The sequence below is a fragment of the Streptomyces sp. AC558_RSS880 genome, from assembly GCF_019049255.1.
GTDB lineage: Bacteria > Actinomycetota > Actinomycetes > Streptomycetales > Streptomycetaceae > Streptomyces.
Window position 1 is genome coordinate 130,953 of record NZ_JAGMUJ010000161.1, and the last position, 26,608, is coordinate 157,560.

Genomic DNA, 26,608 nt, shown 5'->3' on the forward strand with positions numbered 1-26,608 from the left:
TGTCTCCTGTGACGTGGCTGGGCCGTGGAGGGTGGCGGACCTCGTGCGCCCGCCACGCTCCCGCCCATGCCTGAACGCCGGTTGAACACCGAGGGTCACGGAGGTTCTCCCTTCCGTGAACCGCACGGGTCCCGTCGCGGAGCTCAGTTCCCGTGCTGCGACCGCGCCTTGAACGCCGCCTTCCGTGCTTCCTTCGCGATCCTCTTGTCGGGGTGCAGCCGTCCCATGGCCTCCAGCACGTCCGCGGTGGCCGGGTGCTCCACCCGCCAGGCCGTGTCGAAGAAGCCGCTGTGCTGCCGCGCCAGACCCTCCACCAGGGAGCGCAGCTCCTCGGAGTTGCCCTCGGCGGCGAGCTGGGCGGCGACCGTGTCGATGGTCAGCCAGAAGATCAGGGCCTCGGACGGCGGCGGTACGTCGGCCGCCCCGTGCTCGGCCAGCCACACCCGGGCCAGGCCGCCGAGTTCGGGATCGTCCAGCACCTCCCGCAGCGCGGGCTCCGCCGAGGCGCCGACCAGTGACAGCGCCTGCTGGCACCGCAGCCGCCGCAGCGGCGCGCCTTCGTCCGCTCCCCGTGCCGCCGCCAGCAACTCGCGTGCGGAGGCGAGCGGTTCGCGCCGGGCCAGCCACTGCTCGGTCTCCGCGTGGGCGGCGGCCGGCGGAAAGACGGCCGTGCCGTCGAGCAGCGCGTCCGCGCCCTTGTCCACGAGGTCGCCCACCGCGGGCGCCTCGAACCCGGCCTCCAGCAGCCGGGCGCGCAGCCCGTACAGCCCGAGCGGGGTCAGCCGCACCATGCCGTACCGGGAGACGTCGGTGTCGTCGACCGGCGCGGCGGCGGGCTCCTCGTCGGTGTCGGCCATCAGCGCCTCGTCCACCGGCCGGTACTCCACCAGCCCGACCGGCTCCAGCATCCGGAACTGGTCGTCCAGCCGCATCATGGCGTCGGACACCTGTTCCAGGACGTCGTTGGTGGGCTCGGCCATGTCATCGGGCACGATCACCGACGCGGCCAGCCCGGGCAACGGCACCATCGCGCCCTCGACGCCCTCCCCGCCCACGGTCAGCAGGTAGAGATTGCCGAGCACCCCGTCCAGGAACTCCGCCTCGGCCTCCGGGTCCCAGTCCAGCGCGTCGAGATCGAGCTCTCCGGAACCCTCCCCCTCGGCGATGGCGTCGACCAGTCCGCCCAGGTCCGGGACGCTCGCGTCACCGAGCACCGTCTCCAGGGCCGTGAGCCACACCCCGAGCACGTCCTGCGGCGAACCGCCGGTGAGCAGCGCCAGTCCGGCCCCCGCGGCGACGGTCCCCTCCTCCTCGTCGGCCACCTCGACGAGCCCGGCGTCCACGGCGACGCGCCAGGCCTCACCGGCGTCGGCCGCGGCGTCCTCCCCGGTCAGCCCCAGCTCCGCGGCGGCCGCCGGCACCTGCTCGTCGACGAGCCCACCGCCGGCGTCGACCCTGGTGTCCGGTCCGGCCCAGCGGGCGAGCCTGGCGGCCCGGGAGAGCACCGGGGTGGACAGGGCGTCGCGCGCCAGCTCCGCTTCGGGACGCAGCCGCGCAGGCGGCAGGATGGAGCTGTCTGACATCGGCTTTTTCTCCTAGGCCCGTTAACGACTCAGCCGCTCAGCCTAGACGGATTTCCACCCATGCCGCCCGCTTCATCTCCCCTTCAGTCGCCGTACATGGCCGAAACCTTGACAAGTGACCCGGCCTGGCTGGAGATTGACGCGCGTAGAAATGGGCGGGTCATACGTTCCCGGAGGGAATCCCTTGCCGAGCAAGTCGTCCGCGCGCCTCGCCGCGCTCACCGTCGCCGCCGTGTGTTCCGCGGCGTCCACCGTCGTCCTCACGTCGCCCGCGCACGCCGACACCGTGCGCATCCACGACGTCCAGGGCGACACCCGTATCTCGCCGCTGGCGGGCCAGCAGGTCACCGACGTGACCGGCGTCGTCACCGGCATCCGCACCTACGGCTCGTCCCGCGGCTTCTGGATCCAGGACCCCGCCCCGGACGCCGACCCGGCCACCAGCGAGGGCGTCTTCGTCTTCACGAGCTCCACCCCGAAGGGTGTGGCGGTCGGCGACGCCGTCACCGTCTCCGGCACGGTCTCGGAGTACGTCCCCGGCGGCACGTCCTCGGGCAACCAGTCCCTGACGGAGATCACCCGCCCCACGTTCACGGTCACCTCCAGCGGCAACCCGCTCCCGGCCGCCACCACCGTCGACGCCCGCTCCGTCCCCGCCGCCTACACCCCCGCGGGCGACCCCGCCGCAGGCGGCTCGATCAACGCGCTCCCCCTGCGCCCCACCCGGTACGCCCTGGACTTCTACGAGTCCCTGGAGGGCATGAACGTCCAGGTCTCCGACACCCGTGTGGTGGGCGCCACCGACCCGTACACCGAACTCTGGGTCACGGTGAAGCCCCACGAGCACCGCAACCACCGGGGCGGCACGGTCTACGGCTCCTACGACGCCCAGAACACCGGCCGTCTCCAGATCCAGTCGCTGGGCAAGGCGTCCGACTTCCCCGACGCGAACGTCGGCGACACCCTCGCCGGCACCACCGAGGGCCCCCTGGACTACAACCAGTACGGCGGCTACACCCTCGTGGCCGGCAAGCTGGGCACGCTCGAGAGCGCGGACCTCCAGCGCGAGACGACCCGCGAGCAGCGCGGCACCGAACTGGCCGTCGCCACCTACAACGTCGAGAACCTCGACCCCGGCGACGACACCTTCGCCGCCCACGCCGCCGCGATCGTGGACAACCTCAAGTCGCCCGACATCGTGTCCCTGGAGGAGATCCAGGACAACAACGGCGCCACCGACGACGGCACGGTCGCCGCCGACCTGACGATGACCAAGCTGATCGAGGCCATCGAGGCGGCCGGCGGCCCCCGCTACGACTGGCGCTCCGTCGACCCCGCCGACAAGCAGGACGGCGGCGAACCGGGCGGCAACATCCGCCAGGCCTTCCTCTTCAACCCCGCCCGGGTCTCGTTCACCGACCGCGCGGGCGGCGACGCCACCACGGCCACCGACGTCACGAAGGTCCGCGGCAAGGCGGCCCTGACCCTCTCCCCGGGCCGGATCGACCCGGCCTCCGAGGCCTTCGACAACAGCCGCAAGCCCCTCGCCGGCGAGTTCACCTTCCGGGGCCGCACGGTCATCGTCATAGCCAACCACTTCGCGTCGAAGGGCGGCGACCAGGGCCTGACCGCCCAGTACCAGCCCCCGTCCCGCAGCTCGGAGACCCAGCGCCACCTCCAGGCGAAGGCGGTCCACGACTTCACCGCGAAGATCCTCAAGACCCAGAAGAACGCCGACGTGGTGGCCCTGGGCGACATCAACGACTTCGAGTTCTCGGAGACCACCGAGCTCCTCGAAGGCAGGGGCACCCTCTGGTCGGCGATCAAGTCCCTCCCCCGGAGCGAGCGCTACTCGTACGTCTACCAGGGCAACAGCCAGGCCCTGGACCAGATCCTGATCAGCCCGTCGATCCGCCGCGGCACCTTCGCGTACGACAGCGTGCACATCAACGCGGAGTTCCACGACCAGATCAGCGACCACGACCCGCAGGTGCTCCGCTTCCGGCCGTAGCGCACGCGTAGCCGCCCACGGCGGTGAGGGGACAGTACCCCGTCCCCTCACCGCCCCACCCACCGGTCGAGGGCGCCACGCGCCCCTCGGCCGAACGCCGCGCCGCGGGTGGCGCCGCTTCAACAACGATGGCGCCGCACCATCACCGCACCCACGACGACCGCGACCACCGCACCGGCGATCATCACCGGCTTGCGGTACCGCATGCCGGCCTCCCCGGCGTGCGCCGCGCTGCTCCGCATCTGCACGGTCATCGCCCCGGCCCGGTCCCGAAGATCCTCGGCCCGCGCCCGCGCCCTCCCCTTGATGTCCATCTTCCCGGCCAACTCCTCGACGGTGTCGCCGAGTTCGTGCCGGGTCCGCTCGATCTGCCGCCGCAGTTCGTCCGGCCCCTTGGCCCCCCGCCCCGTCGCCGCGGCCTCCGCGTTCGCGTCCACATGGGCCCCCGACCGGGCCCCCGCGCGCCTCACGTCGTGCGTCATCGGTGCGCCCTTCCCTTGATCTCCTCGACATCGGCCTTCACGCTGCCCATGGTCCGCTCGGGTTTGGGCGGCGTGGCCCGGCGCAACTGTCCGCGACCGGCGAGAGCGAGCACACCGGCGATGGCGAACAGCAGCCCCGTGACGATGAGCGCCGCCGCCCACAGCGGCAGCACCAGGTCCAGCGCGGCGACACCCGTACCGGCCAGTGCGAGCAGCCCCGCGTAGCCGAACGCTCCCGCCGCACCCAGCATCCCGCCGCCGCGCCCCGCACGACGCCCCTTCTCCGCCAGTTCCTCCTTGGCGAGGGCCACTTCCTGCCGTGCGAGCCGGGAGATCTGCTCGGTGGCCTGCCCGACGAGCTCACCCACGCTGTGCTCGTCGCGAACCGGCCGTCGCTCCATGGTTCCGGTCACGATGCGCCTCCTCTCGGGTCGGGACCCCGAGTACCCCCACCGCCCCGGCGCTATCCATAAAGCAACGCTTACCCATACCCGACACCACATTTAAGTGGACCTTCACAACCGACCGTCGGACACTACCCCCATGACCTCCAGGACCCCACCCCTCGGCCGCACCCTGTGCGCGATGATCACCCCGTTCACCCCCACCGGCGCACTCGACCTGGACGGCGCCCAGCACCTGGCCGACCACCTGGTCACCCACGGCTGCGACGGCCTGGTCCTCTCCGGAACCACGGGCGAGTCCCCCACCACCACCGACGCGGAGAAGTCGTCCCTCATCAGGGCGGTACGCCAAGCCGTCGGCACCCGGGCGACGATCGTCGCGGGCATCGGCACCCCCGACACCCTCCACACCACGGAACTGGCCCGCGAGGCGGAGAAGGCCGGCGCGGACGCCCTCCTGGTGTCGGCCCCGTACTACAGCAGGCCCCCGCAGGACGCGATCGAGGCCCACTTCCTCGACGTCGCGGAGGCCACGTCCCTCCCCCTCGCCCTGTACGACATCCCGTCCCGCACCGGCGTCCGCATCGAACCGGACACCCTCCTCCGCCTGGCGGAGCACCCCCGCGTCCAGGCGGTCAAGGACTGCTCCTACGACTTCCTGGCCGCCCAGAAGGTCATGTCCCGCACCGGCCTCGCGTACTACGCGGGCTGCGACGAACACAACCTGGCCCTCTACGCCGTCGGCGGCGCCGGCTGTGTCAGCACGGTCGCCAACGTCGTCCCCGGGCACCCGCGCGCCGTGCTGGACGCCTTCGACGCCGGCGAGACGGCCCGCGCGGCGCACCTCCAGCAGCGGATGACCCCCCTCATCGAGGCCGTGATGGCGAACGGCCTCCCCGGCACGGTCACCGCGAAGGCCCTCCTCACCGCCCTGGACCTCCCCGCGGGCCCGCCCCGCCCACCGCTGAGGCCCGCCGACCGGGAGACGACCGACGGGCTCAGAGCGGTGTACGACGGTCTGACGGCCGCCTGACTCACCTCACCGCCGTGCGAACACCGGCTCCCACCGCCCCTTCGTGTCGTCCTTCGGTGACCGGAACCCGCTCAGCGGGACCGTCTTGTCGCTGCCCACGGTGACCAGCACCAGCCGCTGGTGGAACTCGTTGCCGTCGGCACCGATGTCCCAGGCGACGAGCGAGTCGCCGTCGGCCCAGGCCAGCAGTTGCTGCCCGCGGACCTCGGCGACCTGCTTCCCGGTGCGGGAGTCGAGGATCCAGGAGGACGTCTTCCGTGACTTCCCCGCGAAGTCACCGGCGAGCCTGCGCCCGTCCGGCGACAGACCGGCGTCGACGTGCCAGACCCGGTGTGCCTCGCGGGGCGGGGGCGCGACGGCGTCGCCGTCGAGGTCGAAGTAGTCCAGGGGGATCTCCACGGAGATCCGCCCCGCCCAGACGAAGCGGCCGTCGGCGCTGAAGGCGAAGTCCTGGCGCGCGTTGATGAGGCCCGCCGGGCTCAGCGGATCGTCGCCGGTCTCGACCTCGGCCCAGGACCCCGTCCCCGAGGCCACGTCGATGACCTGGAATCCGTTCCGGGACGAGATCTCCCGCGCCTGCCATCCGACCGACCCGTCCGGGTCCTCGGTCCGGTACTGCACATCGGGATTCTCGCCGTACGTCGTCGCCACGAGCCTGCGGCCGTCCGGCGAGAAGGCCAGGCCCGCGGCCCCGGGGTCGACCGGGATCCACCGCTCGACCTCACCGCTGGCGAGGTCGAGCAGCCCGATGCGCCCGGCGGGCAGCTCCCGCTCCAGCACGGCCGCGGTCCTCAGCCCGGGGGCCACGGCGACGAACGACCACCGGTCGTCCTTCTCGTACTTCCCGGTCCCCGGGTCGAGCAGCCAGTAGGTGCGCTCGGAGGTCCTGCGGTCCTCGGCCAGTCGCACCTTCTCGGTGGTGAAGTACGCGGCCATCGCCACCTCCCCGGCGGCCAGCAGGTCCCGCGGCGGCGACTGATCGGCCCGGGCGGTGATCTCGCTCTGCTCCACTCCACCGCCCGAGGGCCGCACCCCCTCCCCGCCGGAGTCCAGCGCGGGCACCCCCACCGAGACCGCGATCACGGCCGCCGTCGCGGCGGCCACGGCGGCGAGCCCGCGCATGCGGCGCCGCCGCCGTGCCGCCAGCACCCGGTCGGCGAACCCCGGGCCGGGCGCCGTCAGTTCCGCCGCCTGTTCACGCAACGCGTCACGCACGAGTTCGTCGACGTTCACGACCGCACCTCCATGGGCGAGTAGTCACCGGACGGCCGTCCCCCGGCCTCGGACGGGCCGAGGGCGCGCAGCTCGGGCGCGAGGGCGCGCAGCCGGGCCAGGGAACGGTGGGTGGTGGACCGTACGGTGCCCACCGAGCAGCCGAGGATGCGGGCCACCTCGGCCTCGGGCAGGTCCTCGAAGTAACGCAGCACCAGCACGGCCCGCTGGCGCGCGGTCAGCCGGGCCAGCGCACCCCGCATCAGCAGACGCAGCTCCGCGTCGGCCGAGGCGGCGTCCCCGCCCGCACCGGGTTCCGGCGGCTCGGCCACGCTGAGTTCCCTCCCGCGCCGTTTCAGCCGCCACCGGCTGATCTGCTGGCGGTAGAGGACCTGCCGTACGTACGCCTCGGGTTCGTCGACGCGGTGCCAGCGTCCCGCCGTCTTGATCAGCGCGTTCTGCAGCAGGTCCTCGCCCGCGTGCCGGTCGCCGCCGCTCAGCAGGACCGCGGTCTTCAGCAGCGCGGGCGACCGGTTCGCCACGAACTCCCGGAAACTCTCCTGCGCCTGGGCATCCATCGTCACCTTCTCTTCCCCCGGGGGCGGGCCCTGTGTCCGCTCCCCGCTCCCCTATGGACGCGCGCGGGTGCCTCCCGCTATGCCACCGCACAGCGGAAACACAAAAAGAGGCGGTCCGGACCGCCGAATCGGCCCTCAGTCCCAGGCGTACCCGTCCCCGAACAGCAGGGTGTGTTCCAGTACGTCCTCCGCGGGGTCGTCGACCTGACCGACGTTGGCGTTGATCAGTCCGACGCGGTGACCGTTGTGGGAGGCCGTGTTGGTCTCGTCCGCGTGTGCGGTGCTGGCCAGTGTGCCGCACAGCATCAGCACGGACGCCACTCCCATCACTCCGACCGCACAGCGGACCACGCCCCACACCCACTCGTTTGTCATCGCCCGTTCGTCCCCATTCCTGTATGTCAGTCGTCCCGGCTTCTGATCGGACCCTGTGTCCACCCGTTCATCTGCCAAAACGACCCCGAAGACACGGGGAGTAACCCGTACGAGGGCGTGCGGGGGTGACGGCCGGCTCAGTTGTGGCTGTGCAGGACCTCGTTCAGACCGCCCCAGACCGCGTTGTTCGGGCGGGCCTCGACCGTGCCGGTGACGGAGTTGCGGCGGTAGAGGATGTGGGAGGCGCCGGACAGTTCACGGGCCTTGACGATCTGGCCGTCGGGCATGGTGACGCGGGTACCCGCGGTGACGTACAGGCCGGCCTCGACCACGCACTCGTCACCGAGGGCGATGCCGACGCCCGCCTCGGCGCCGACCAGGCAGCGCTCGCCGATGGTGATGCGCACGTTGCCGCCGCCGGACAGGGTGCCCATGGTGGAGGCGCCGCCGCCGATGTCGGAGCCGTCGCCGATGACGACACCGGCCGAGATGCGGCCCTCGACCATCGACGTGCCGAGCGTGCCGGCGTTGAAGTTGACGAAGCCCTCGTGCATGACGGTGGTGCCCTCGGCGAGGTGCGCGCCGAGCCGCACCCGGTCGGCGTCGGCGATGCGGACGCCCTTGGGGGCGACGTAGTCCGTCATGCGGGGGAACTTGTCGACGGACGTCACGGCCAGGTGCAGGCCCTCGGCACGGGCGTTGAGCCGCACCTTCTCGAGGTCGTCCACGGCGACCGGGCCCAGCGAGGTCCAGGCGACGTTGGCGAGGAAGCCGAAGATGCCGTCCAGGTTCTGGCCGTGCGGCCGGACCAGGCGGTGCGAGAGCAGGTGCAGGCGCAGGTAGACGTCGTGCGCGTCGACCGGCTTCTCGGCCAGCGACGAGATGACCGTACGGACCGCGACCACCTCGACGCCCCGGCGGGCGTCCGGGCCGACCGCCGCGGTGGCCCCGCCGCCCAGGAGTTCCGCGGCCTGCTCGGCGGAGAGCCGCTCGGTGCCGGACGGGCCGGGCTCGTCGGCCAGGACGGGGGCGGGGAACCAGGTGTCGAGGACGGTGCCGTCGGCGGCGATGGTGGCGAGGCCGGCGGCCACCGCGCCGGAGGTGCTGTGAGCAGTCGTGTCGGTCATGAGGGCAACCTAACCAACCGGTGGCCACGGACGCGAACCGGTGCGGACCTCGTCTCGGCGTGCGGTCCGCGCGGGCGGCCCGCCCCGCCGGCCGGCACCGGTCAGTGCGCCCCGCCCAGGTTGAGCACCACCACTCCGGCGATGATCAGCGCGATGCCGCCGGCCTTGGCGACGGTGAGTCCCTCGCCCAGGAACATCGTGCCGATCACCGCGATGGCGGCCGTCCCGACCCCCGACCAGATGGCGTACGCCGTTCCGACCGACAGGGTCCTCAGGGTCTGCGCGAGCAGCGCGAACGCCACCAGGTACCCGGCGACGGTGACGACCGAGGGCCACAGCCGGGTGAACCCCTCGCTGTACTTCATGGCGGTCGTCCCGACCACTTCCGCTGCGATGGCTCCGGCGAGCAGTGCGTACCCCATGACGGCCGATCGTAGCCAGGGACGACCGCACGCGAAGCGGCCCCCGGCTTCACCTCGCACCGGGGGCCACTCGTCGAACCGCTCGCTCAGACGTTGAAGCCCAGCGCCCGCAGCTGCTCACGGCCGTCGTCCGTGATCTTGTCGGGGCCCCACGGCGGCATCCAGACCCAGTTGATGCGCAACTCGCTGACCAGACCGTCCGTGGCGGACTTGGCCTGGTCCTCGATGACGTCCGTCAGCGGGCAGGCCGCGGAGGTCAGGGTCATGTCGACGGTCGCCACATTGGAGTCGTCGACGTGGATGCCGTAGATCAGGCCCAGGTTGACGACGTCGATGCCCAGCTCGGGGTCGACGACGTCCATCAGGGCCTCGCGGAGCTCCTCCTCCGAGGCCGGCTTCATCTCCACGGTCTCGCTCATGCCGTTGTCCTTTCGGCGTCGGCGCCCAGCGCCTGGGCCGTCGCGTCCTTCCACGCCATCCAGCTGAGGAGGGCGCACTTCACCCGGGCCGGGTACTTGGAGACCCCGGCGAACGCGACCGCGTCCTCCAGGACCTCCTCCATCGCGTCGTCGGGCTCGATCTTCCCCTTGGACTGCATCAGTTCCAGGAAGGTCGCCTGGATCTTCTGCGCCTCGGCCAGGTCCTTGCCGACCAGCAGGTCGTTCAGCACGGAGGCGGAGGCCTGGCTGATGGAACAGCCCTGCCCCTCGTAGCTGACGTCGCTGATCGTCGTGCCGTCGTACTTCACGCGGAGCGTGATCTCGTCGCCGCACGTCGGGTTGACGTGGTGCACCTCGGCGTCGCCGTCCCTCAGACCACGCCCGTGCGGGTTCTTGTAGTGGTCCAGGATGACGTCCTGGTACATGGAGTCCAGCTTCACGCCTCAGCCCCTCATCCGAAGAAGTTCCGTACGTGCTCCAGGCCGTCGACCAGTGCGTCGATCTCGGCCGGCGTGGAGTACAGATAGAACGACGCTCGCGTGGTCGCAGGAATTCCGTACCGCAGGCAGACGGGGCGGGCGCAGTGATGACCCACGCGGACCGCGATGCCCTGTTCGTCGAGGACCTGGCCCACGTCGTGCGGGTGGATGTCGCCGAGCGTGAACGAGATCGCCGCTCCCCGGTCCTCGGCCGTGGCGGGGCCGATGATGCGCAGGTCCGGGACCTCGGCCAGGCGCTTGACCGCGTACTCGGTGATGGCGTGCTCGTGGGCGAGGATCTTGTCCATGCCGATGGCCGACAGGTAGTCGATCGCCGCGCCGAGACCGACCGCCTGGGCGATCGGCGGGGTGCCCGCCTCGAACTTGTGCGGGGCCGGCGCGTAGGTCGACGAGCTCATCGACACGGTCTCGATCATCTCGCCGCCGCCGAGGAACGGAGGCAGGTCCTCCAGCAGCTCCTGGCGGCCCCAGAGCACGCCTATGCCGGTCGGGCCGCACATCTTGTGGCCGGTGAAGGCCACGAAGTCGGCCTGGAGGGCCTGGACGTCCATGGGCATGTGCGGCGCGGCCTGGGAGGCGTCGATGCAGACCAGCGCGCCGACCTCCTGGGCGCGGCGCACGATCGCCTCGACCGGGTTGACCGTGCCCAGGATGTTGGAGACCAGCACGAAGGAGACGATCTTCGTCTTCTCGGTGATGACCTCGTCGATGTTGGACAGGTCGAGCCGGCCGTCGTCGGTGAGGCCGAACCACTTCAGCTTCGCGCCCGTGCGCTGCGCGAGCAGCTGCCACGGCACGATGTTGGAGTGGTGCTCCATCTCCGTGATGACGATCTCGGTCTCGTGGTCCACCCGGTAGGGCTCGTCGGCCCAGCCGAGCATGTTGGCCACGAGGTTGAGCGACTCGGAGGCGTTCTTGGTGAAGATCACCTCGTCGCGCGAGGGCGCGTTGATGAACTCCGCGACCTTGTCGCGCGCGCCCTCGTACAGCGCCGTGGCCTCCTCGGCGAGCACATGCACACCGCGGTGGACGTTGGCGTTGTAGCGCTCGTAGTACTCGCTCAGGGCGTCCAGCACCTGGCGCGGCTTCTGGCTGGTCGCCGCGTTGTCCAGGTACACGAGCTTCCGCCCGTCGTGGACCTGCCGGTCCAGGATGGGGAAGTCCTTGCGGATCGCCTCGGTGTCGAGGAGGCCCGGCAGCTGTGTCACTCGGATGCGCCACCCTTCACGTATGCCTCGTAGCCCTCGTTCTCCAGCTTGTCCGCGAGCTCGGGGCCGCCGGACTCGACGATGCGGCCGCCGGCGAACACATGGACGTGGTCGGGCTTGATGTAGCGCAGGATGCGCGTGTAGTGCGTGATCAGCAGGGTGCCGACCTCGCCGGACTCGCGGACGCGGTTGACGCCCTCGGAGACGATGCGCAGGGCGTCGACGTCCAGACCGGAGTCGGTCTCGTCGAGGATCGCGATCTTCGGCTTGAGCAGCTCGAGCTGGAGGATCTCGTGGCGCTTCTTCTCACCGCCGGAGAAGCCCTCGTTGACGTTGCGCTCGGCGAAGGCGGGGTCCATGTTGAGGCGCTCCATGGCCTCCTTGACCTCCTTCACCCAGGTGCGCAGCTTGGGGGCCTCGCCGCGGATCGCGGTGGCTGAGGTGCGCAGGAAGTTGGAGACGGAGACGCCGGGGACCTCGACCGGGTACTGCATGGCGAGGAACAGGCCGGCGCGGGCGCGCTCGTCGACGGACATCTCCAGGACGTCCTCACCGTCGAGGGTGACGGCGCCGCCGGAGATCGTGTACTTGGGGTGACCCGCGAGCGCGTAGGCGAGGGTCGACTTGCCCGAGCCGTTGGGGCCCATGATGGCGTGCGTCTCGCCCTGCTTCACGGTGAGGTCGACGCCCTTGAGGATCTCCTTCGTGGCGTTGTCGGCCTCGACGGTGACGTGCAGGTCTCGGATTTCAAGCGTTGCCATGGGTGCCTCAGGACTCCTGGGTGAGGGAGACGAGCACGTCGTCCCCTTCGATCTTTACGGGGTATACGGGGACGGGGCGCGTCGCCGGAAGGGCGTCGGGCTTGCCGGAACGGAGGTCGAAACGCGAGCCGTGCAGCCAGCACTCGATGTGGCAGTCGTCCACCTCGCCCTCCGCGAGGGAGACGTTCGCGTGCGAGCAGATGTCGTGGATCGCGAACACCTCCCCCTCGGTCTGCACGAGGGAGACCGGCGTGCCGTCGAGTTCCACCCGCTTCGGGGTGTCCTCCTCCAGCTCGCTCAGCCCGCAGGCGCGTACGAAGGTCATGCGACCGCCGCCTCCAGCTCCTCCTCGATCTTGGCGATCAGGCGCTCCTCGATGTCCGGGACGCCGATCTGCTGGACGAGTTCGGCGAAGAAGCCGCGGACCACCAGACGGCGGGCGTCCTGCTCGGCGATGCCTCGGGCCATCAGGTAGAAGAGCTGCTCGTCGTCGAAGCGGCCGGTCGCGGAGGCGTGGCCGGCGCCGACGATCTCGCCGGTCTCGATCTCCAGGTTGGGCACGGAGTCGACGCGGGCGCCGTCGGTGAGGACCAGGTTGCGGTTCATCTCGTAGGTGTCGGTGCCCTCGGCCTTGGCCTCGATGAGCACGTCACCGATCCACACGGCGTGCGCGTCGTCGCCCTGGAGCGCGCCCTTGTAGGCGACGTTCGACTTGCAGTGCGGGACGTTGTGGTCGACCAGGAGGCGGTGCTCCTGGTGCTGGCCGGCGTCGGTGAAGTACAGGCCGTACAGCTCGGCCTCGCCGCCGGGGCCGGCGTAGACGACGCGCGGGTGGAGGCGGACCACGTCGCCGCCGAAGGTGACGACGACCGACTTGAAGGAGGCGTCGCGGCCGACGAGGGCGTTGTGCTGGCCCACGTGGACGGCCTTGTCGTCCCAGTCCTGGACGGAGACGACGGTCAGCTTGGCGCCGTCGCCGAGGACGTACTCGACGCCTGCGGCGAGCACCGCGTCACCGGTGTGGTCGATGACCACGACCGCCTCGGCGAAGGCGCCGAGCTCGATCACCTGGTGGGCGTAGGCGGTGCCGCCCTCGCCGTGCACCGCGATGCGGATCGGCTCGGTGAGGACGGTCTCCTTCGGCACGGTCACGACCGAGGCCCGCTCGAAGGCGGAGTACGCCTGGGCGGCGACGCGGTCCACCGGGGCGCCGGCGCGGCCGAGCCGCGCGTCGTCGCGGCCGACGGTCTCGACGGTGACGCCCTCGGGCGCCTCGACGGTGACCTTGACGCCCCCGTCGGTGGCGGTGGCGGTGCCGTCGTGCAGGCCGCGCAGCCGCTCCAGCGGGGTGAACCGCCACTCCTCCTCACGGCCGTGGGGGACGGGGAAGTCCGCCACGTCGAAGGACGGGGGCGCGCTCATCCGGGTGGCGACGGTCGACTCGGCGGCGACCGCGATCGAGCCCGCGGTGGTGGAACCCACGGGGATGTTCTGAGCCTCAGCCATGGCTGTCGTAGTGCTCGCTTTCCTTTGCTTAAGGGGCTTGACGGAACGGCGTGGTGCTAGCCGACCGCGCCTTCCATCTGCAGCTCGATCAGCCGGTTGAGCTCGAGCGCGTACTCCATCGGCAGTTCCTTGGCGATCGGCTCGACGAAGCCGCGCACGATCATCGCCATCGCCTCGAACTCGCTCAGGCCTCGGCTCATCAGGTAGAAGAGCTGGTCCTCGGAGACCTTGGAGACGGTCGCCTCGTGGCCCATGGACACGTCGTCCTCGCGGACGTCCACGTAGGGGTAGGTGTCCGAGCGGGAGATGGTGTCGACGAGCAGCGCGTCGCAGAGCACGTTGGACTTGGAGCCCGGGGCCCCCTCGCCGATCTCGATCAGACCGCGGTAGGAGGTGCGGCCACCGCCGCGCGCCACCGACTTGGAGACGATGTTGGACGAGGTGTTCGGGGCCATGTGGACCATCTTGGCGCCCGCGTCCTGGTGCTGGCCCTCGCCGGCGAAGGCGATGGACAGCGTCTCGCCCTTGGCGTGCTCGCCCATCAGGTAGACGGCCGGGTACTTCATCGTCACCTTGGAGCCGATGTTGCCGTCGACCCACTCCATGGTCGCGCCCTCGTAGGCCACGGCGCGCTTGGTGACCAGGTTGTAGACGTTGTTCGACCAGTTCTGGATGGTCGTGTAGCGGCAGCGGGCGTTCTTCTTGACGATGATCTCGACGACCGCGGAGTGCAGCGAGTCGCTCTTGTAGATCGGGGCGGTGCAGCCCTCGACGTAGTGCACGTAGGCACCCTCGTCGACGATGATCAGGGTCCGCTCGAACTGGCCCATGTTCTCGGTGTTGATCCGGAAGTAGGCCTGGAGCGGGATCTCGACGTGCACGCCCGGCGGGACGTAGATGAAGGAGCCGCCGGACCACACCGCGGAGTTCAGCGACGCGAACTTGTTGTCGCCGACCGGGATGACCGTGCCGAAGTACTCCTTGAAGAGCTCCGGGTGCTCCTTCAGGGCGGTGTCGGTGTCGAGGAAGATGACGCCCTGCTCCTCCAGGTCCTCGCGGATCTGGTGGTAGACGACCTCCGACTCGTACTGGGCGGCGACACCGGCGACGAGGCGCTTCTTCTCGGCCTCCGGGATGCCCAGCTTGTCGTAGGTGTTCTTGATGTCCTCGGGCAGGTCCTCCCAGGACTCCGCCTGCTTCTCCGTGGACCGCACGAAGTACTTGATGTTGTCGAAGTCGATGCCGGAGAGGTCGGAGCCCCAGTTCGGCATGGGCTTCTTCTCGAACAGGCGCAGGCCCTTGAGGCGGAGCTTGGTCATCCACTCCGGCTCGTCCTTCTTCGCGGAGATGTCCCGGACGACTTCCTCGTTCAGGCCGCGGCGCGCCGACGCACCGGCCTCGTCACGGTCGGCCCAGCCGTATTCGTAGTTGCCCAGACCCTCCAGCTCGGGGTGGGCAGTCTCCGTGGGGAGAGTCATGCGGGGTTCCTCCCGGACGTGCTTTCAGATGCGTGGTGGGAAATCTTGGGGATGAACGTCGTGCAGACGCCGTCGCCGTGCGCGATGGTGGCCAGTCGCTGCACATGCGTACCGAGAAGCTCGGCGAAAAATTCCGTCTCGGCCTCGCACAGCTGCGGAAACTTCTCGGCGGCGTGGGCGACCGGGCAGTGGTGCTGGCAGAGCTGCTCACCGACCGGCGCGCTGCGCGCAGTCGCAGCGTACCCGTCCGCGCTGAGGGCCTTGGCCAGGGCTTCCGTCCGGTCCTCGGGGGCCGCGGCCTCGACCGCCTTGCGGTACGCGTCCGCCTGGGCGGCGATCCGGGCGCGGGCGAACGCGGCGATCGCCTCGTCGCCGCCCTCCCGCTCACCGATCCACCGCAGGGCGTCCACGGCCAGTGTGTCGTACGACTGGTCGAAGGCGTCCCGCCCGCAGTCGGTGAGGGCGAACACCTTGGCCGGGCGCCCGCGCGTGCGCGCGCCGTAGACGCGCCGCTCGCGTGCTTCCACGACGTTGTCGGCGGCCAGCGCGTCCAGGTGCCGGCGTACGGCCGCCTGGGTGAGGCCGAGCCGCTCGGCGAGTTCGGCGACGGTCGACGGGCCGTGGTCCAGGACGGAGCGGGCGACGCGGTTGCGGGTGGACCGCTCACCGGTTGCCAGTTCCTCGTGGGGAGCCTCGCCAACGTTTTTCACAACGCCATTGTTGCGTAATTCATCCGAGCCGGGCAAGCCGCGCCCGGACGGCCCGAAAGTGCGCTGCATCACTTAGGCATACCTAACGTGACCTGCGGAAACGATCTTTGATCGATCAAACCGGTGGCGTCCGGCGGCGTCCTCGGGGACACTCCCGGACCATGCCCACACCCCCTCCGACCGGCCCTCTTGTCACCCGCGACACCCTCACCGCGCAGCTGCGCGAGCTCGGTGTGCGCCCCGGCGAGACCCTCCTCGCGCACACCTCGCTCAGCTCCCTGGGCTGGGTCAACGGCGGACCGGTCACGGTCGTCCGGGCGCTGCTGGACACGCTGGGTCCGGACGGCACGCTGGTGGTCCCCACCCAGTCCGGCGACCTCTCCGACCCGGCGCTGTGGCAGGCACCGCCGGTGCCCGAGGAGTGGTGGGAGACCGTCCGGGCGACCATGCCCGCCTACGACCCGCCGACCACGCCCTCGCGCGGGGTCGGGGTGATCCCGGAGACCGTACGGACCTGGCCGGGCGCGGTGCGAAGCGCGCACCCCCAGACGTCGTTCGCGGCGGTCGGCGCCCGCGCGGCGGAGATCACGGCAGGGCACGCGCCCGACTGCCGCCTCGGCGAGCGGAGCCCGCTGGCCGCGCTGGAGCGGCTCGGCGCGCGGGTGCTGCTGCTCGGCACCGGGTACGACACCTGCACCGGCTTCCACCTCGCCGAGTACCGCGTCCCGTCCCCGCTCGTCGAGGTGGGCCGCCCCGGCCCGGACGGCTGGGAGACGGTCACCGAGGTGTCGATCACCTCCGAGCGCTTCGACGAACTGGGGCACGACTTCGAACGGGACCGTCCCGTCGTGCGCGGCCGGGTCGGGGCGGCCGAGGCGCGGCTGTTCCCCCTGGCGGACGCGGTGGCCTACGCCGAGCGCTGGCTGCCGGTCCACCGCCCCCGTGAGGAGGGGATCCAGCACCCCGCGGTCTGAGGCCCCGGTCGCCTCCCTAGACTCGTGACCCATGCGAAGTGAGCCCGTGGTCCAGGTGCAGGCCCTGGTGAAGCGGTACGGCACGAAGACCGCGGTGGACGGCCTCGACCTGGTGGCCCGGCAGGGCGTGACCGCCGTGCTCGGCCCCAACGGGGCGGGCAAGACGACCACGGTCGAGACCTGCGAGGGGTACCGGCGGCCGGATTCCGGCACGGTGCGCGTCCTGGGCCTCGACCCGGTGAAGCAGTCCGCGGCGCTGCGGCCCCGCGTCGGGGTGATGCTCCAGTCCGGCGGCGTCTACTCGGGCGCGCGGGCGGACGAGATGCTCCGGCACGTGGCGAAGCTGCACGCGCATCCGCTGGACGTGGACGCGCTGATCGAGCGCCTCGGGCTCGGCTCCTGCGGCCGTACGACGTACCGGCGGCTCTCCGGCGGCCAGCAGCAGCGGCTCGCCCTCGCCATGGCCGTGGTGGGGCGCCCGGAGCTGGTGTTCCTGGACGAGCCAACCGCCGGCCTCGACCCGCAGGCCCGCCGCGCCACCTGGGACCTGGTCCGGGATCTGCGCGCGGACGGCGTCTCCGCCATCCTCACCACCCACCACATGGACGAGGCCGAGCAGCTCGCCGACGACGTGGCGATCATCGACGCCGGCCGGGTGATCGCCCAGGGCTCCCCCGAGGAGCTGTGCAAGGGCGGCGCCGAGAACACGCTCCGCTTCTCCGGACGGCCGGGGCTGGACGTGACGTCCCTGCTGAAGGCGCTGCCCGCCGACTCCTCGGGCGCCGAGGTGGCCCCGGGCTCGTACCGGATCGTCGGCCGGGTCGACCCGCAGCTGCTCGCCACGGTGACGTCCTGGTGCGCGCAGCACGGGGTGATGCCGGACCGGATCTCGGTGGAACGGCACACCCTCGAAGATGTCTTTTTGGAGCTCACCGGCAAGGAGCTGCGCTCGTGACGGCCACCGGCACCTACTCACCGAAGCCGGGCGCGGCACCCCTGGCCCGCATGATCGCCGCGCAGGCCGCGCTCGAGACGAAGATGCTGCTGCGCAACGGCGAGCAGCTGCTGCTGACGGTGATCATCCCCACGCTGCTGCTGGTGCTGTTCAGCACCGTGGACGTCGTGGACACCGGAGAGGGCGAGGCGGTGGACTTCCTCGCCCCGGGCGTCCTCGCGCTCGCGGTGATGTCGACGGCGTTCACCGGGCAGGCCATCGCGACCGGCTTCGAGCGCCGGTACGGCGTGCTGAAGCGACTGGCCTCGTCACCGCTGCCGCGCTGGGGCCTGATGACCGCGAAGACGCTGTCGGTGCTGGTCACCGAGGTCCTCCAGGTGATCCTCGTGACGGTGATCGCCCTCGCGCTCGGCTGGTCCCCGCAGGGCGACCCCTTCTCCGTGTTCCTGCTGCTGGTCCTCGGCACCGCCGCCTTCTCCGGGCTCGGCCTGCTGATGGCGGGCACCCTGAAGGCCGAGGCGACGCTCGCCGCCGCCAACCTGGTGTTCCTGCTGCTGCTCGTCGGCGGCGGGGTGGTCGTACCGCTGGACAGGTTCCCGGACGCGGCGCAGGACGTGCTGGGCCTGCTGCCGATCTCCGCGCTGTCGGAGGGTCTGCGGGACGTGCTCCAGCACGGGGCCGGAACACCGTGGGGCAGCCTCGGGATCCTCGCCGTGTGGGCGGTCGCGGGTCTCGCGGCGGCCGGGCGGCTCTTCCGCTGGGAGTAGTGGGCCGGGGGCACCCCCTCCGGGGAGGCACCCCGCGAACGCCGGGGCGCGCGGCCTCCCCCGGCCAGGACGGACCCTCGTGAAAGCGTGCACAAGCGGCGTCCTACGATGGGACGCGTGCCAAACGTGACCCGCGCCGACGCCCAGGCGGCCCTGCGCAACCCGCTCGCCTTCATCGCCGCACGCTGGACCCCGGATCCCCGGACCGTCCGGCGGGCGGCCCTCACCGCGCTCGTCATGGCGGTCGTCATCGTGGTCACCGGCGGTGCCGTACGGCTGACCGGCTCCGGCCTGGGCTGCCCGACCTGGCCCAAGTGCACCGACGACTCGCTCACCACGACCAGCGAGATGGGCCTGCACGGCGTCATCGAGTTCGGCAACCGCCTGCTGACGTACGTGCTGTGCGCCGCCGTCGGCTGGGCGATCATCGCCGCCCGCTCGGAGAAGCCGTACCGGCGCGGCCTGACCCGGCTGGGCTGGGCGCAGTTCTGGGTCGTCATGGGCAACGCGATCCTCGGTGGCATCGTGGTCCTCGTCGGCCTGAACCCGTACACGGTCGCGGCGCACTTCCTGCTCTCCACCGCGCTGATCGCGGTCGCCACGGTGATGTGGCAGCGCACCCGGGAGGGCGACGCGGAGCCCCGGCCGCTGGTCGGCAAGGCCGTGCAGCAGCTGGTGTGGTCCATGGTGGCCGCCTCCGCGCTGCTGATCGCGGTCGGCACGGTGGTCACCGGCGCGGGCCCGCACGCGGGCGACTCCAGCGACGTCCCGCGGATGCCGCTCGACTGGGAGACGGTCAGCAAGCTGCACGCCGTACTGGCGTGGATCGTGGTGACGCTGACGTTCGCCCTGTGGTTCGTCCTGAAGGCGGTCGACGCCCCCGAGGGGCCCCTGGCCCGTACCCGCGAGCTGTTCCTGATCCTGCTCGCGCAGGGTGCCATCGGCTACGTCCAGTACTTCACCGACCTCCCCGAGGTCCTGGTCGGCCTGCACATGTTCGGCTCGTGCGTGATGTGGATCTGGGTGCTGCGCGTGCTGCTGTCGCTGCGCGAGCGCCCGGAGGCGACGGCCCCGGCCGTACCGGCTGCTCAGGAGCCCGCCACCAGCGCGTCGATCGCCGGTCCCAGGTAGTCCCGGGTCAGCCGGGCCCGGCGGGCGGTCCACTCCTCGGCGGGCGGCGCGGCATCGCCGTAGCGCCGCCTCCGGACGTCCTCGACGACCTCGCCGGGCGCACCGAGGCCGGGCAGGACGTCCAGGGCCTCCCGCTTGGTGATCAGGCGGCCCTCGCGGAGGGTGACGGTGGCGCGGGCGAAGGTCAGCAGGCCCAGGTCGACCCACACGTCCTGGGTCCAGTTGGCGGCCCGGTCCACCTCCCGCCGCCAGTAGTCGCGCTGGTCGCGCACCACGAAGGCGGCGAGTTCGCCGTCCGGCACCGGCGGCAGTGCGTCCGCGGGCGGCACCCCGTGCAGGACCCGGCCGAAGGCGTGCAGCTCGGTCCGGGTGACCGGGGTGACGGGGCGCTTGAAAAGCTGCTCGTGCGCCCAGGTCAGGTGGCGCCGCCCGGCGCCCGCCGCGGTGTCCGGCGTCAGGTAGGTGCAGTGCAGCCGGTCGGCGAGCGGCTCGGCCCGCAGCCGCGCGTGCAGCAGCGCGACGCGCCACACCGTCCGGGCCGTGACCGGGTGGTCCAGGACCGCGATCACGTCCAGGTCGCTGCGGCCCTCCACGTAGTCGCCGCCGGCCAGTGAGCCGTGCGCCCACACGGCGACGGGGGTGAGCGGCGCCAGGCCGGTGAGGAAGCGGTCGAGCAGGGCGTCGGTCGGCATCCGCCCAGTCTTCACGCCTCAGCGCAGTCCGTACACCCGGCCCGCGTTCCCCGAGGCGATCAGACCGGCCACCCGCTGCGCGTCGTCCAGCGACCACGCGCCCTCGGCGACCCAGGTGCCGAGCACCCGGCCGAGGGCCTCGCGGAACAGATGGGCGCCGACCACGTGCAGCTCGGGGAGGCCGCGGGCGCCGCTGGAGAAGAGGATCTTGCCGAAGGGGGCGAGTTCCAGGATCTCCGCGAGGACGGTCGCCGCGCGGGCACCGGTGCGGACCAGGGCGGCGCCGCAGTCGGCGTAGACGTGCGGGAAGACGCCGGCGAGGTGGGCGGCGTGGCGGTGGTACGGGTAGCCGTGCAGCAGCACGAGGTCGGTGCCGAGACCGGCGGTGGCCCGGACGAAGTCGGCGAGCAGGACCGGGTCGGTGCGGTCGATGCGGGCGCCCGGTGCGGCGAGACCGGCGTGGAGCTGGACGGGCCGGCCCGAGGCGACGGCGATCCACAGCAGATGCCGGAGCAGCACGGGGTCGCTCAGTTCGTCCCCGGCCCGGCGTGCGGCCAGCCAGCGCCCCGCCGCGCCGCGTACCTCGCCCGGTCCGGGCGGCTCGGGGGCGAGCGCCAGGCCGTGCCGTACGCCGGCGACGGAGGTGAAGGCGACGGCGTGCGCGGCGGCGCCGTGCACGGACTCGGCGAGGTTGGCGAGGAAGGACTCGACGGTGCCGGAGGTGTCGGCGACCTGTTCGGCGAGCTGTTCCAGGCGGACGATCTCGTGTGCCTCGGCGTCCCCGGCCATGCCCAGCTCGGTGGGTCCGGTGAGGTCGCCGGGCAGCCCGGTGTCGACGAGGTAGGCGGTGATGCCGCTGCCGCGCAGCAGCCGGCGCCCGGCCTCGAGCACGCCGAGTTCACGGCGCCGGGCGAGGTACCGGGCGGGCGGGCAGTGCGGCTCCAGACCGAGCAGGGGCGGGCACCAGCGGCGTACGGCGAAGCCGGTCTGGGTGTCGAAGAGGGTGGTGCCGGGGGCGGGTGGGCCCTCGGTGCGGGCGAGCTGGGCCTCGAAGGTGCCGAGGCCCAGTTCCGTGCGGAGCACTCCGTGGCAGTGCTGGTCCACGAGTGAGGGTGTTTCGATCATCCGGAGCTCCCCCGGGACGGGACCGTGTGTCGGTGCTTCACCCGTCCTAACGGGTGAACCCCGGAAGAGGTCGCGCGTCTGCCGGGTGCGGGCCGTCCGTGATCGATCGCACCCACGCGGCGGAGCCGCACACCGGTGCGCCCCCGCGCCCCGGGCCGGCTGCCGCTCAGCCGTTGGACGGGCCGCCGACCTGGATGCCCGCCATGCGGCTCCACTCGTACGGGCCCGTCCTCACCTTCGACGCGAACTCGCCGTCGAAGTTCTCGTGGACGGTGATGCCCGCCTTCTCGACGGCCTTCTCGGCGATCTCCACGGACGGGGCGAACACGTCGCCCCAGTCGCCGTCCTCGCCGACGAGGACGATGCGGGCGCCGCGCTGTCCGAGGTACGCGACCTGGCCCTCGGCGCCGCCGTGCGCCTTGGCGAAGCCGCTGATCTGCTTGGCGAGCCGGGCCGCCTTCTGCTCGGCCTTCGGGTCCACCTGCTGCGTGTCTGCCATGACCAGGATGCTACCGACGGGTAGATCGAACGGCGACGGGCGGGGTCCGTGGCCTTGGCCACGTGCCCCGCCCGATCGGCGTGTGAAGAGCGGTTACCGCAGGAACGGGTCCACCGCGACGGCCACGAAGAGCAGCGACACATAGGTGATGGACCAGTGGAACAGGCGCATCTCCTTCAGCTTGCCGCCCGTCACCTCGGCCTTCGCGCGGTTCAGCAGGGCGTGCGCCTCCCACAGCCACCAGCCGCCCGCCGCCAGGGCGACCGCCGTGTAGAACCAGCCGGTGTAGCCGAGCGGGGTGAGCAGCAGCGACACCGCGACCATGACCCAGCTGTAGAGCACGATCTGCTTGGCGACCGTCTTGTTGCCGGCGATGACCGGCAGCATCGGCACGCCGACGCGCGCGTAGTCGTCCTTCACCTTCATGGACAGCGGCCAGTAGTGCGGCGGCGTCCAGAAGAAGATGACGAGGAAGAGGATGACCGGCGCCCACGACAGCGAGTCGGTGACCGCGGACCAGCCGATCAGCACCGGCATGCAGCCGGCGATGCCGCCCCACACGATGTTCTGCGACGTACGCCGTTTGAGGATCATCGTGTAGACGACGACGTAGAAGAGGAGTGCGCCGAGGGAGAGCCACGCGGACAGCCAGTTGACGGTCAGCCCGAAGAGCAGGGTCGACACGACCGCCAGGGTGATGCCGAAGGCCAGGCACTCGCGCGGGCTGACCATGCCGGTCACCAGCGGACGCTGCGAGGTGCGGTCCATCAGCGCGTCGATGTCGCGGTCGATGTACATGTTCAGCGCGTTGGCGCCGCCCGCCGACAGGTAGCCGCCGACACAGGTCAGCAGCACCAGCGTCAGGTCGGGCACCCCCTGCTGCGCCAGGAACATCACCGGGACGGTGGTGATGAGCAGCAGCTCGATGATCCGCGGCTTGGTGAGAGCCACGAATGCCATCACACGGGCCCCGAACGGCCGATGGGCAGGGCTCTGACTCGTCCCCAGCACCCCCGCTGGACGGGATTCAACGGCCGTCACGCACACCCCTACAGAGATTCCAGCAAGCCTCCCCGTGTGAAGCGGGGGTAAAGGCTCGCGCGTACCACGCCACTGTAGACGTTGCCCAGTCCCGGACATTCGCGGGGGTCCGCTCGTGTTGGAAGACCCCCTCCGAGGTGCACCTCGAAGCTCGATTGAGCACCCGGATGAGCGGCTCCGTATTCATCTGCCGAATGGGGAAAACGGACCGGTCAGGAGGCGGATCCACGGGAGCGCCCGCACTCTGGAACGACCTGGAAAAAGGCACGTCCTACGGGGGTAGGCTCGACCTCGCCGGTGGGCAGTCACCGGCCGTCCGAATCCATGTGGAGAGGAGCCCTGACTCAGGGTGAGCACCAAGCCGACCACCACAGACCTCGAGTGGACCGAGTTGGACCAGCGGGCCGTCGACACCGCCCGCGTCCTGGCCGCCGATGCCGTACAGAAGGTCGGTAACGGCCATCCTGGTACGGCGATGAGCCTGGCGCCTGCCGCCTACACCCTCTTCCAGAAGGTGATGCGGCACGACCCGGCGGATGCCGACTGGGTCGGGCGCGACCGTTTCGTGCTGTCCGCCGGCCATTCGTCCCTGACCCTCTACACCCAGCTGTACCTGGCCGGCTTCGGCCTGGAGCTGGACGACCTGAAGGCGTTCCGCACCTGGGGCTCGAAGACGCCGGGCCACCCGGAGTACGGGCACACCACGGGCGTGGAGACCACGACCGGCCCGCTGGGCCAGGGTGTCGCCAACGCCGTGGGCATGGCGATGGCCGCGCGTTACGAGCGCGGTCTGTTCGACCCGGAGGCCGCCCCGGGGGAGTCGCCCTTCGACCACTTCGTCTATTGCATCGCCGGTGACGGCTGCCTCCAGGAGGGCATCTCCGCCGAGGCGTCCTCGCTGGCCGGGCACCAGAAGCTGGGCAACCTGGTGCTGCTGTGGGACGACAACCACATCTCCATCGAGGGTGACACGGAGACGGCCGTCTCCGAGGACGTCGTCAAGCGGTACGAGGCCTACGGCTGGCACGTCCAGCGGGTGGCCCCGAAGCCGGACGGCGACCTGGACCCGAACGCGATCTACGACGCGATCCAGGAGGCGAAGAAGGTCACGGACAAGCCGTCCTTCATCGCCATGCGGTCGATCATCGCCTGGCCCGCCCCCAACGCGCAGAACACCGAGGCCGCGCACGGCTCGGCGCTGGGCGACGACGAGGTCGCGGCCACCAAGCGCGTCCTGGGCTTCGACCCGGAGCAGAGCTTCGAGGTCACCGACGAGGTCATCGGCCACACCCGCAAGGCGCTGGAGCGGGGCCAGGCGGCCCGCGCGGTGTGGGAGAAGTCCTTCCAGCAGTGGCGGGACAACAACCCCGGGCGTGCCGCCGAGTACGACCGGATCGCCGCCGGTGAGCTGCCCGAGGGCTGGCAGGAGAAGATCCCGGTGTTCGAGCCGGGCAAGGGCGTGGCCACCCGTGCCGCCTCCGGCAAGGTGCTGCAGGCGCTCGGCGCGGTGATCCCGGAGCTGTGGGGCGGCTCGGCCGACCTGGCGGGCTCCAACAACACCACGATCGACAAGACGTCGTCGTTCCTCCCGGCCGGCAACCCGCTGCCCGAGGCCAACCCGTACGGCCGCACGATCCACTTCGGCATCCGCGAGCACGCCATGGCCGCGGAGATGAACGGCATCGCGCTGCACGGCAACACCCGGATCTACGGCGGCACCTTCCTGGTGTTCTCCGACTACATGCGCAACGCGGTGCGCCTGTCGGCGCTGATGCACCTGCCGGTGACGTACGTGTGGACGCACGACTCCATCGGCCTGGGCGAGGACGGCCCGACGCACCAGCCGGTCGAGCACCTGGCCTCGCTGCGCGCCATCCCGGGCCTGAACGTGGTCCGCCCGGCGGACGCCAACGAGACCGCGATCGCCTGGCGGGAGATCCTCAGCCGCTGGACGAAGGAGTTCGGCAAGGGCGCCCCGCACGGTCTGGCGCTGACCCGCCAGGGCGTGCCGACGTACGAGCCCAACGAGGACGCGGCCAAGGGCGGCTACGTGCTGTTCGACGCCGAGGGCGGCGAGCCGCAGGTCGTGCTGATCGCGACCGGTTCCGAGGTGCACGTCGCCGTCGGGGCGCGCGAGCGGCTGCAGGCGGACGGCGTGCCCACGCGCGTGGTGTCCATGCCGTCCGTGGAGTGGTTCGAGGAGCAGGACCAGGGGTACCGGGACAGCGTCCTGCCGCCGGCCGTCAAGGCACGCGTGGCCGTCGAGGCCGGCATCGGCCTCACCTGGCACAAGTACGTCGGGGACGCCGGCCGGATCGTCTCCCTGGAGCACTTCGGTGCCTCCGCCGACGGCAAGGTGCTGTTCGAGGAGTTCGGCTTCACCGCCGAGAACGTGGCCGCCGTCGCGCGGGAATCGATCGCCGCAGCCCAGCGCTGACGCCCATACACGACACGTAGGAGATGGAATTTCCATGACGGACGCACTGAAGCGCCTTTCCGAGGAAGGCGTCGCGATCTGGCTGGACGACCTGTCGCGCAAGCGGATCACGTCCGGCAACCTCGCCGAGCTGATGGACCAGCAGCACGTCGTGGGCGTCACCACCAACCCGACGATCTTCCAGAAGGCGATCTCCGAGGGCGACGGCTACGACACGCAGCTGGCCGACCTCGCCGCCCGCAAGGTCACCGTCGAAGAGGCCATCCGCATGATCACCACGGCGGACGTCCGCGACGCCGCCGACATCCTGCGCCCGGTCTTCGACGCCACCGACGGCCGGGACGGCCGGGTCTCGATCGAGGTCGACCCGCGTCTGGCGCACAACACCCGTGCGACGGTCGCCGAGGCCAAGCAGCTGGCATGGCTGGTGGACCGGCCCAACACGCTGATCAAGATCCCGGCGACCGAGGCCGGCATCCCGGCGATCGCCGAGGTCATCGGTCTGGGCATCAGCGTCAACGTGACGCTGATCTTCTCCCTGGAGCGCTACCGCAAGGTCATGGACGCGTTCCTGACCGGTCTGGAGAAGGCCAAGGAGCGCGGCCTGGACCTGTCGAAGATCCACTCCGTGGCGTCCTTCTTCGTGTCCCGCGTGGACACCGAGATCGACAAGCGGATCGACGCGCTCGGCACCGACGAGGCCAAGGCACTGCGCGGCAAGGCCGCCATCGCCAACGCGCGCCTGGCCTACCAGGCGTACGAGGAGGTCTTCTCGACCGACCGCTGGAGCGCGCTGGAGCGCGAGGGCGCCAACAAGCAGCGTCCGCTGTGGGCGTCGACCGGTGTGAAGGACAAGGCGTACAAGGCCACGATGTACGTCGACGAGCTGGTGGCGCCGAACACGGTGAACACCATGCCGGAGGCGACGCTGGCCGCCACCGAGGAGCAGGGCGAGATCCGGGGCGACGCCGTCTCCGGCACCTACGAGCAGGCCCGCGCCGACCTGGACGCGGTCGAGGCGCTCGGCATCTCGTACGACGAGGTGGTGCAGCTCCTCGAGGACGAGGGCGTCGACAAGTTCGAGGGCTCCTGGAACGACCTGCTGAAGTCGACCGAGGCGGAGCTCCAGCGCCTCGCCCCCTCGGAGGGCTGAGACC

General features: G+C 71.2%; 28 protein-coding genes. 8 read left to right on the forward strand and 20 right to left on the reverse strand.

All coding sequences use genetic code 11. The features are described 5' to 3' along the window. Window positions 1-143: 143 nt before the first annotated feature. The gene (locus KUM38_RS36655; RefSeq protein ID WP_217136226.1) at window positions 144-1,583 is read right to left on the reverse strand and encodes a hypothetical protein; all 1,440 of its coding nucleotides are present in this window, start codon (window positions 1,581-1,583) and stop codon (window positions 144-146) included. Window positions 1,584-1,767: 184 nt separating this feature from the next. Here KUM38_RS36655 and KUM38_RS36660 point away from each other — a divergent pair, with 184 nt between their 5' ends. Next, window positions 1,768-3,594: an endonuclease/exonuclease/phosphatase family protein gene (locus KUM38_RS36660; protein WP_217136228.1), complete on the forward strand. Its 1,827-nt coding sequence runs from the start codon at window positions 1,768-1,770 to the stop codon at window positions 3,592-3,594. Between the two features lie 119 nt (window positions 3,595-3,713). Here the strand turns inward: KUM38_RS36660 and KUM38_RS36665 are convergent, their stop codons facing one another. Both KUM38_RS36665 and KUM38_RS36670 read right to left on the reverse strand, forming a co-directional pair. Then, window positions 3,714-4,076, reverse strand: a complete 363-nt coding sequence (locus KUM38_RS36665; protein ID WP_217136230.1) for a DUF3618 domain-containing protein — start codon at window positions 4,074-4,076, stop codon at window positions 3,714-3,716. Continuing rightward, window positions 4,073-4,489, reverse strand: coding sequence for a phage holin family protein (locus tag KUM38_RS36670; RefSeq protein ID WP_217136232.1), 417 nt, complete (start codon window positions 4,487-4,489; stop codon window positions 4,073-4,075). The genes KUM38_RS36665 and KUM38_RS36670 overlap by 4 nt, the downstream gene beginning before the upstream one ends. Window positions 4,490-4,619: 130 nt before the next feature. On the opposite strand from KUM38_RS36670, the gene dapA reads away from it, so the two are divergent. Next, the gene (dapA, locus tag KUM38_RS36675; RefSeq protein ID WP_217136234.1) at window positions 4,620-5,513 is read left to right on the forward strand and encodes a 4-hydroxy-tetrahydrodipicolinate synthase; all 894 of its coding nucleotides are present in this window, start codon (window positions 4,620-4,622) and stop codon (window positions 5,511-5,513) included. Between the two features lie 6 nt (window positions 5,514-5,519). Here the strand turns inward: dapA and KUM38_RS36680 are convergent, their stop codons facing one another. From KUM38_RS36680 to KUM38_RS36740, 13 genes are all read right to left on the reverse strand, one after another. Next, complete coding sequence (locus tag KUM38_RS36680) at window positions 5,520-6,746, reverse strand: WD40 repeat domain-containing protein (protein WP_217136236.1); 1,227 nt, start codon at window positions 6,744-6,746, stop codon at window positions 5,520-5,522. Further along, window positions 6,743-7,303 (reverse strand): SigE family RNA polymerase sigma factor, encoded by a 561-nt coding sequence (locus KUM38_RS36685; RefSeq protein ID WP_217136836.1) that lies wholly within the window; start codon window positions 7,301-7,303, stop codon window positions 6,743-6,745. The genes KUM38_RS36680 and KUM38_RS36685 overlap by 4 nt, the downstream gene beginning before the upstream one ends. Before the next feature lie 135 nt (window positions 7,304-7,438). Then, window positions 7,439-7,678 (reverse strand): hypothetical protein, encoded by a 240-nt coding sequence (locus tag KUM38_RS36690; protein WP_217136237.1) that lies wholly within the window; start codon window positions 7,676-7,678, stop codon window positions 7,439-7,441. A gap of 137 nt (window positions 7,679-7,815) precedes the next feature. Further along, window positions 7,816-8,805 carry a 2,3,4,5-tetrahydropyridine-2,6-dicarboxylate N-succinyltransferase gene (gene dapD, locus KUM38_RS36695; RefSeq protein WP_217136238.1) on the reverse strand — a complete coding sequence of 330 codons (990 nt, stop codon included), beginning with the start codon at window positions 8,803-8,805 and terminating at the stop codon, window positions 7,816-7,818. 101 nt (window positions 8,806-8,906) lie between these two features. After that, the gene (locus KUM38_RS36700) at window positions 8,907-9,227 is read right to left on the reverse strand and encodes a multidrug efflux SMR transporter (RefSeq protein ID WP_217136239.1); all 321 of its coding nucleotides are present in this window, start codon (window positions 9,225-9,227) and stop codon (window positions 8,907-8,909) included. Between the two features lie 86 nt (window positions 9,228-9,313). Beyond that, the gene (locus KUM38_RS36705; protein ID WP_004989638.1) at window positions 9,314-9,646 is read right to left on the reverse strand and encodes a metal-sulfur cluster assembly factor; all 333 of its coding nucleotides are present in this window, start codon (window positions 9,644-9,646) and stop codon (window positions 9,314-9,316) included. Further along, on the reverse strand, window positions 9,643-10,107 hold the full coding sequence (sufU, locus tag KUM38_RS36710) for a Fe-S cluster assembly sulfur transfer protein SufU (protein ID WP_217136240.1): 465 nt from the start codon (window positions 10,105-10,107) through the stop codon (window positions 9,643-9,645). The genes KUM38_RS36705 and sufU overlap by 4 nt, the downstream gene beginning before the upstream one ends. An 11-nt stretch (window positions 10,108-10,118) precedes the next feature. Then, complete coding sequence (locus tag KUM38_RS36715; RefSeq protein WP_217136241.1) at window positions 10,119-11,375, reverse strand: cysteine desulfurase; 1,257 nt, start codon at window positions 11,373-11,375, stop codon at window positions 10,119-10,121. Next, entirely contained in the window at window positions 11,372-12,136 is a 765-nt protein-coding gene (gene sufC / locus KUM38_RS36720; RefSeq protein ID WP_217136242.1) for a Fe-S cluster assembly ATPase SufC, read from the reverse strand. Before sufC ends, KUM38_RS36715 begins: the two co-directional genes overlap by 4 nt. Before the next feature lie 7 nt (window positions 12,137-12,143). Next, entirely contained in the window at window positions 12,144-12,461 is a 318-nt protein-coding gene (locus KUM38_RS36725) for a non-heme iron oxygenase ferredoxin subunit (RefSeq protein ID WP_217136243.1), read from the reverse strand. Beyond that, a complete protein-coding gene (gene sufD / locus KUM38_RS36730; protein WP_217136246.1) occupies window positions 12,458-13,642 on the reverse strand; it encodes a Fe-S cluster assembly protein SufD in 1,185 nt (394 codons plus the stop codon). Before sufD ends, KUM38_RS36725 begins: the two co-directional genes overlap by 4 nt. 56 nt (window positions 13,643-13,698) lie before the next feature. Further along, window positions 13,699-15,120 carry a Fe-S cluster assembly protein SufB gene (gene sufB, locus KUM38_RS36735; protein WP_217136248.1) on the reverse strand — a complete coding sequence of 474 codons (1,422 nt, stop codon included), beginning with the start codon at window positions 15,118-15,120 and terminating at the stop codon, window positions 13,699-13,701. Further along, a complete protein-coding gene (locus KUM38_RS36740; protein WP_217136250.1) occupies window positions 15,117-15,830 on the reverse strand; it encodes a metalloregulator ArsR/SmtB family transcription factor in 714 nt (237 codons plus the stop codon). Before KUM38_RS36740 ends, sufB begins: the two co-directional genes overlap by 4 nt. A 161-nt stretch (window positions 15,831-15,991) precedes the next feature. Here KUM38_RS36740 and KUM38_RS36745 point away from each other — a divergent pair, with 161 nt between their 5' ends. The 4 genes from KUM38_RS36745 (at window position 15,992) to KUM38_RS36760 (ending at window position 19,657) form a co-directional block, all read left to right on the forward strand. Next, complete coding sequence (locus KUM38_RS36745; RefSeq protein ID WP_217136252.1) at window positions 15,992-16,804, forward strand: aminoglycoside N(3)-acetyltransferase; 813 nt, start codon at window positions 15,992-15,994, stop codon at window positions 16,802-16,804. Window positions 16,805-16,835: 31 nt separating this feature from the next. Beyond that, the gene (locus KUM38_RS36750; protein ID WP_217136253.1) at window positions 16,836-17,759 is read left to right on the forward strand and encodes an ABC transporter ATP-binding protein; all 924 of its coding nucleotides are present in this window, start codon (window positions 16,836-16,838) and stop codon (window positions 17,757-17,759) included. Then, window positions 17,756-18,526 (forward strand): ABC transporter permease, encoded by a 771-nt coding sequence (locus tag KUM38_RS36755; protein WP_217136256.1) that lies wholly within the window; start codon window positions 17,756-17,758, stop codon window positions 18,524-18,526. The genes KUM38_RS36750 and KUM38_RS36755 overlap by 4 nt, the downstream gene beginning before the upstream one ends. A 108-nt stretch (window positions 18,527-18,634) precedes the next feature. Then, window positions 18,635-19,657, forward strand: coding sequence for a heme A synthase (locus KUM38_RS36760; RefSeq protein WP_217136258.1), 1,023 nt, complete (start codon window positions 18,635-18,637; stop codon window positions 19,655-19,657). Here the strand turns inward: KUM38_RS36760 and KUM38_RS36765 are convergent. The 4 genes from KUM38_RS36765 to KUM38_RS36780 form a co-directional block, all read right to left on the reverse strand. Next, window positions 19,615-20,349 (reverse strand): nucleotidyltransferase domain-containing protein, encoded by a 735-nt coding sequence (locus KUM38_RS36765; RefSeq protein ID WP_217136260.1) that lies wholly within the window; start codon window positions 20,347-20,349, stop codon window positions 19,615-19,617. The two genes, KUM38_RS36760 and KUM38_RS36765, sit on opposite strands and share 43 nt — an antisense overlap. Window positions 20,350-20,367: 18 nt before the next feature. Continuing rightward, a complete protein-coding gene (locus KUM38_RS36770; RefSeq protein WP_217136262.1) occupies window positions 20,368-21,474 on the reverse strand; it encodes an amidohydrolase family protein in 1,107 nt (368 codons plus the stop codon). A 166-nt stretch (window positions 21,475-21,640) separates the two neighbouring features. Further along, window positions 21,641-21,973: a hypothetical protein gene (locus KUM38_RS36775; protein ID WP_217136264.1), complete on the reverse strand. Its 333-nt coding sequence runs from the start codon at window positions 21,971-21,973 to the stop codon at window positions 21,641-21,643. A 93-nt stretch (window positions 21,974-22,066) separates the two neighbouring features. Then, window positions 22,067-23,020: a heme o synthase gene (locus KUM38_RS36780; RefSeq protein ID WP_217136266.1), complete on the reverse strand. Its 954-nt coding sequence runs from the start codon at window positions 23,018-23,020 to the stop codon at window positions 22,067-22,069. A gap of 343 nt (window positions 23,021-23,363) precedes the next feature. On the opposite strand from KUM38_RS36780, the gene tkt reads away from it, so the two are divergent. Then, window positions 23,364-25,451, forward strand: coding sequence for a transketolase (tkt, locus tag KUM38_RS36785; RefSeq protein ID WP_217136268.1), 2,088 nt, complete (start codon window positions 23,364-23,366; stop codon window positions 25,449-25,451). Between the two features lie 34 nt (window positions 25,452-25,485). Further along, window positions 25,486-26,604, forward strand: coding sequence for a transaldolase (tal, locus tag KUM38_RS36790; RefSeq protein ID WP_217136270.1), 1,119 nt, complete (start codon window positions 25,486-25,488; stop codon window positions 26,602-26,604). Window positions 26,605-26,608 lie beyond the last annotated feature (4 nt).

Bases quoted from the DNA above. Each gene is read 5' to 3' on its own strand.
- KUM38_RS36655 (WP_217136226.1), bottom strand. From the start codon at position 1,583: ATGTCAGACAGCTCCATCCTGCCGCCTGCGCGGCTGCGTCCCGAAGCG.
- KUM38_RS36665 (WP_217136230.1), bottom strand. From the start codon at position 4,076: ATGACGCACGACGTGAGGCGCGCGGGGGCCCGGTCGGGGGCCCATGTG.
- dapA (WP_217136234.1), top strand. From the start codon at position 4,620: ATGACCTCCAGGACCCCACCCCTCGGCCGCACCCTGTGCGCGATGATC.
- KUM38_RS36685 (WP_217136836.1), bottom strand. From the start codon at position 7,303: ATGGATGCCCAGGCGCAGGAGAGTTTCCGGGAGTTCGTGGCGAACCGG.
- KUM38_RS36690 (WP_217136237.1), bottom strand. From the start codon at position 7,678: ATGACAAACGAGTGGGTGTGGGGCGTGGTCCGCTGTGCGGTCGGAGTG.
- dapD (WP_217136238.1), bottom strand. From the start codon at position 8,805: ATGACCGACACGACTGCTCACAGCACCTCCGGCGCGGTGGCCGCCGGC.
- KUM38_RS36700 (WP_217136239.1), bottom strand. From the start codon at position 9,227: ATGGGGTACGCACTGCTCGCCGGAGCCATCGCAGCGGAAGTGGTCGGG.
- KUM38_RS36705 (WP_004989638.1), bottom strand. From the start codon at position 9,646: ATGAGCGAGACCGTGGAGATGAAGCCGGCCTCGGAGGAGGAGCTCCGC.
- sufC (WP_217136242.1), bottom strand. From the start codon at position 12,136: ATGGCAACGCTTGAAATCCGAGACCTGCACGTCACCGTCGAGGCCGAC.
- KUM38_RS36725 (WP_217136243.1), bottom strand. From the start codon at position 12,461: ATGACCTTCGTACGCGCCTGCGGGCTGAGCGAGCTGGAGGAGGACACC.
- sufD (WP_217136246.1), bottom strand. From the start codon at position 13,642: ATGGCTGAGGCTCAGAACATCCCCGTGGGTTCCACCACCGCGGGCTCG.
- sufB (WP_217136248.1), bottom strand. From the start codon at position 15,120: ATGACTCTCCCCACGGAGACTGCCCACCCCGAGCTGGAGGGTCTGGGC.
- KUM38_RS36745 (WP_217136252.1), top strand. From the start codon at position 15,992: ATGCCCACACCCCCTCCGACCGGCCCTCTTGTCACCCGCGACACCCTC.
- KUM38_RS36750 (WP_217136253.1), top strand. From the start codon at position 16,836: ATGCGAAGTGAGCCCGTGGTCCAGGTGCAGGCCCTGGTGAAGCGGTAC.
- KUM38_RS36760 (WP_217136258.1), top strand. From the start codon at position 18,635: ATGGGACGCGTGCCAAACGTGACCCGCGCCGACGCCCAGGCGGCCCTG.
- KUM38_RS36765 (WP_217136260.1), bottom strand. From the start codon at position 20,349: ATGCCGACCGACGCCCTGCTCGACCGCTTCCTCACCGGCCTGGCGCCG.
- KUM38_RS36770 (WP_217136262.1), bottom strand. From the start codon at position 21,474: ATGATCGAAACACCCTCACTCGTGGACCAGCACTGCCACGGAGTGCTC.
- KUM38_RS36775 (WP_217136264.1), bottom strand. From the start codon at position 21,973: ATGGCAGACACGCAGCAGGTGGACCCGAAGGCCGAGCAGAAGGCGGCC.
- tal (WP_217136270.1), top strand. From the start codon at position 25,486: ATGACGGACGCACTGAAGCGCCTTTCCGAGGAAGGCGTCGCGATCTGG.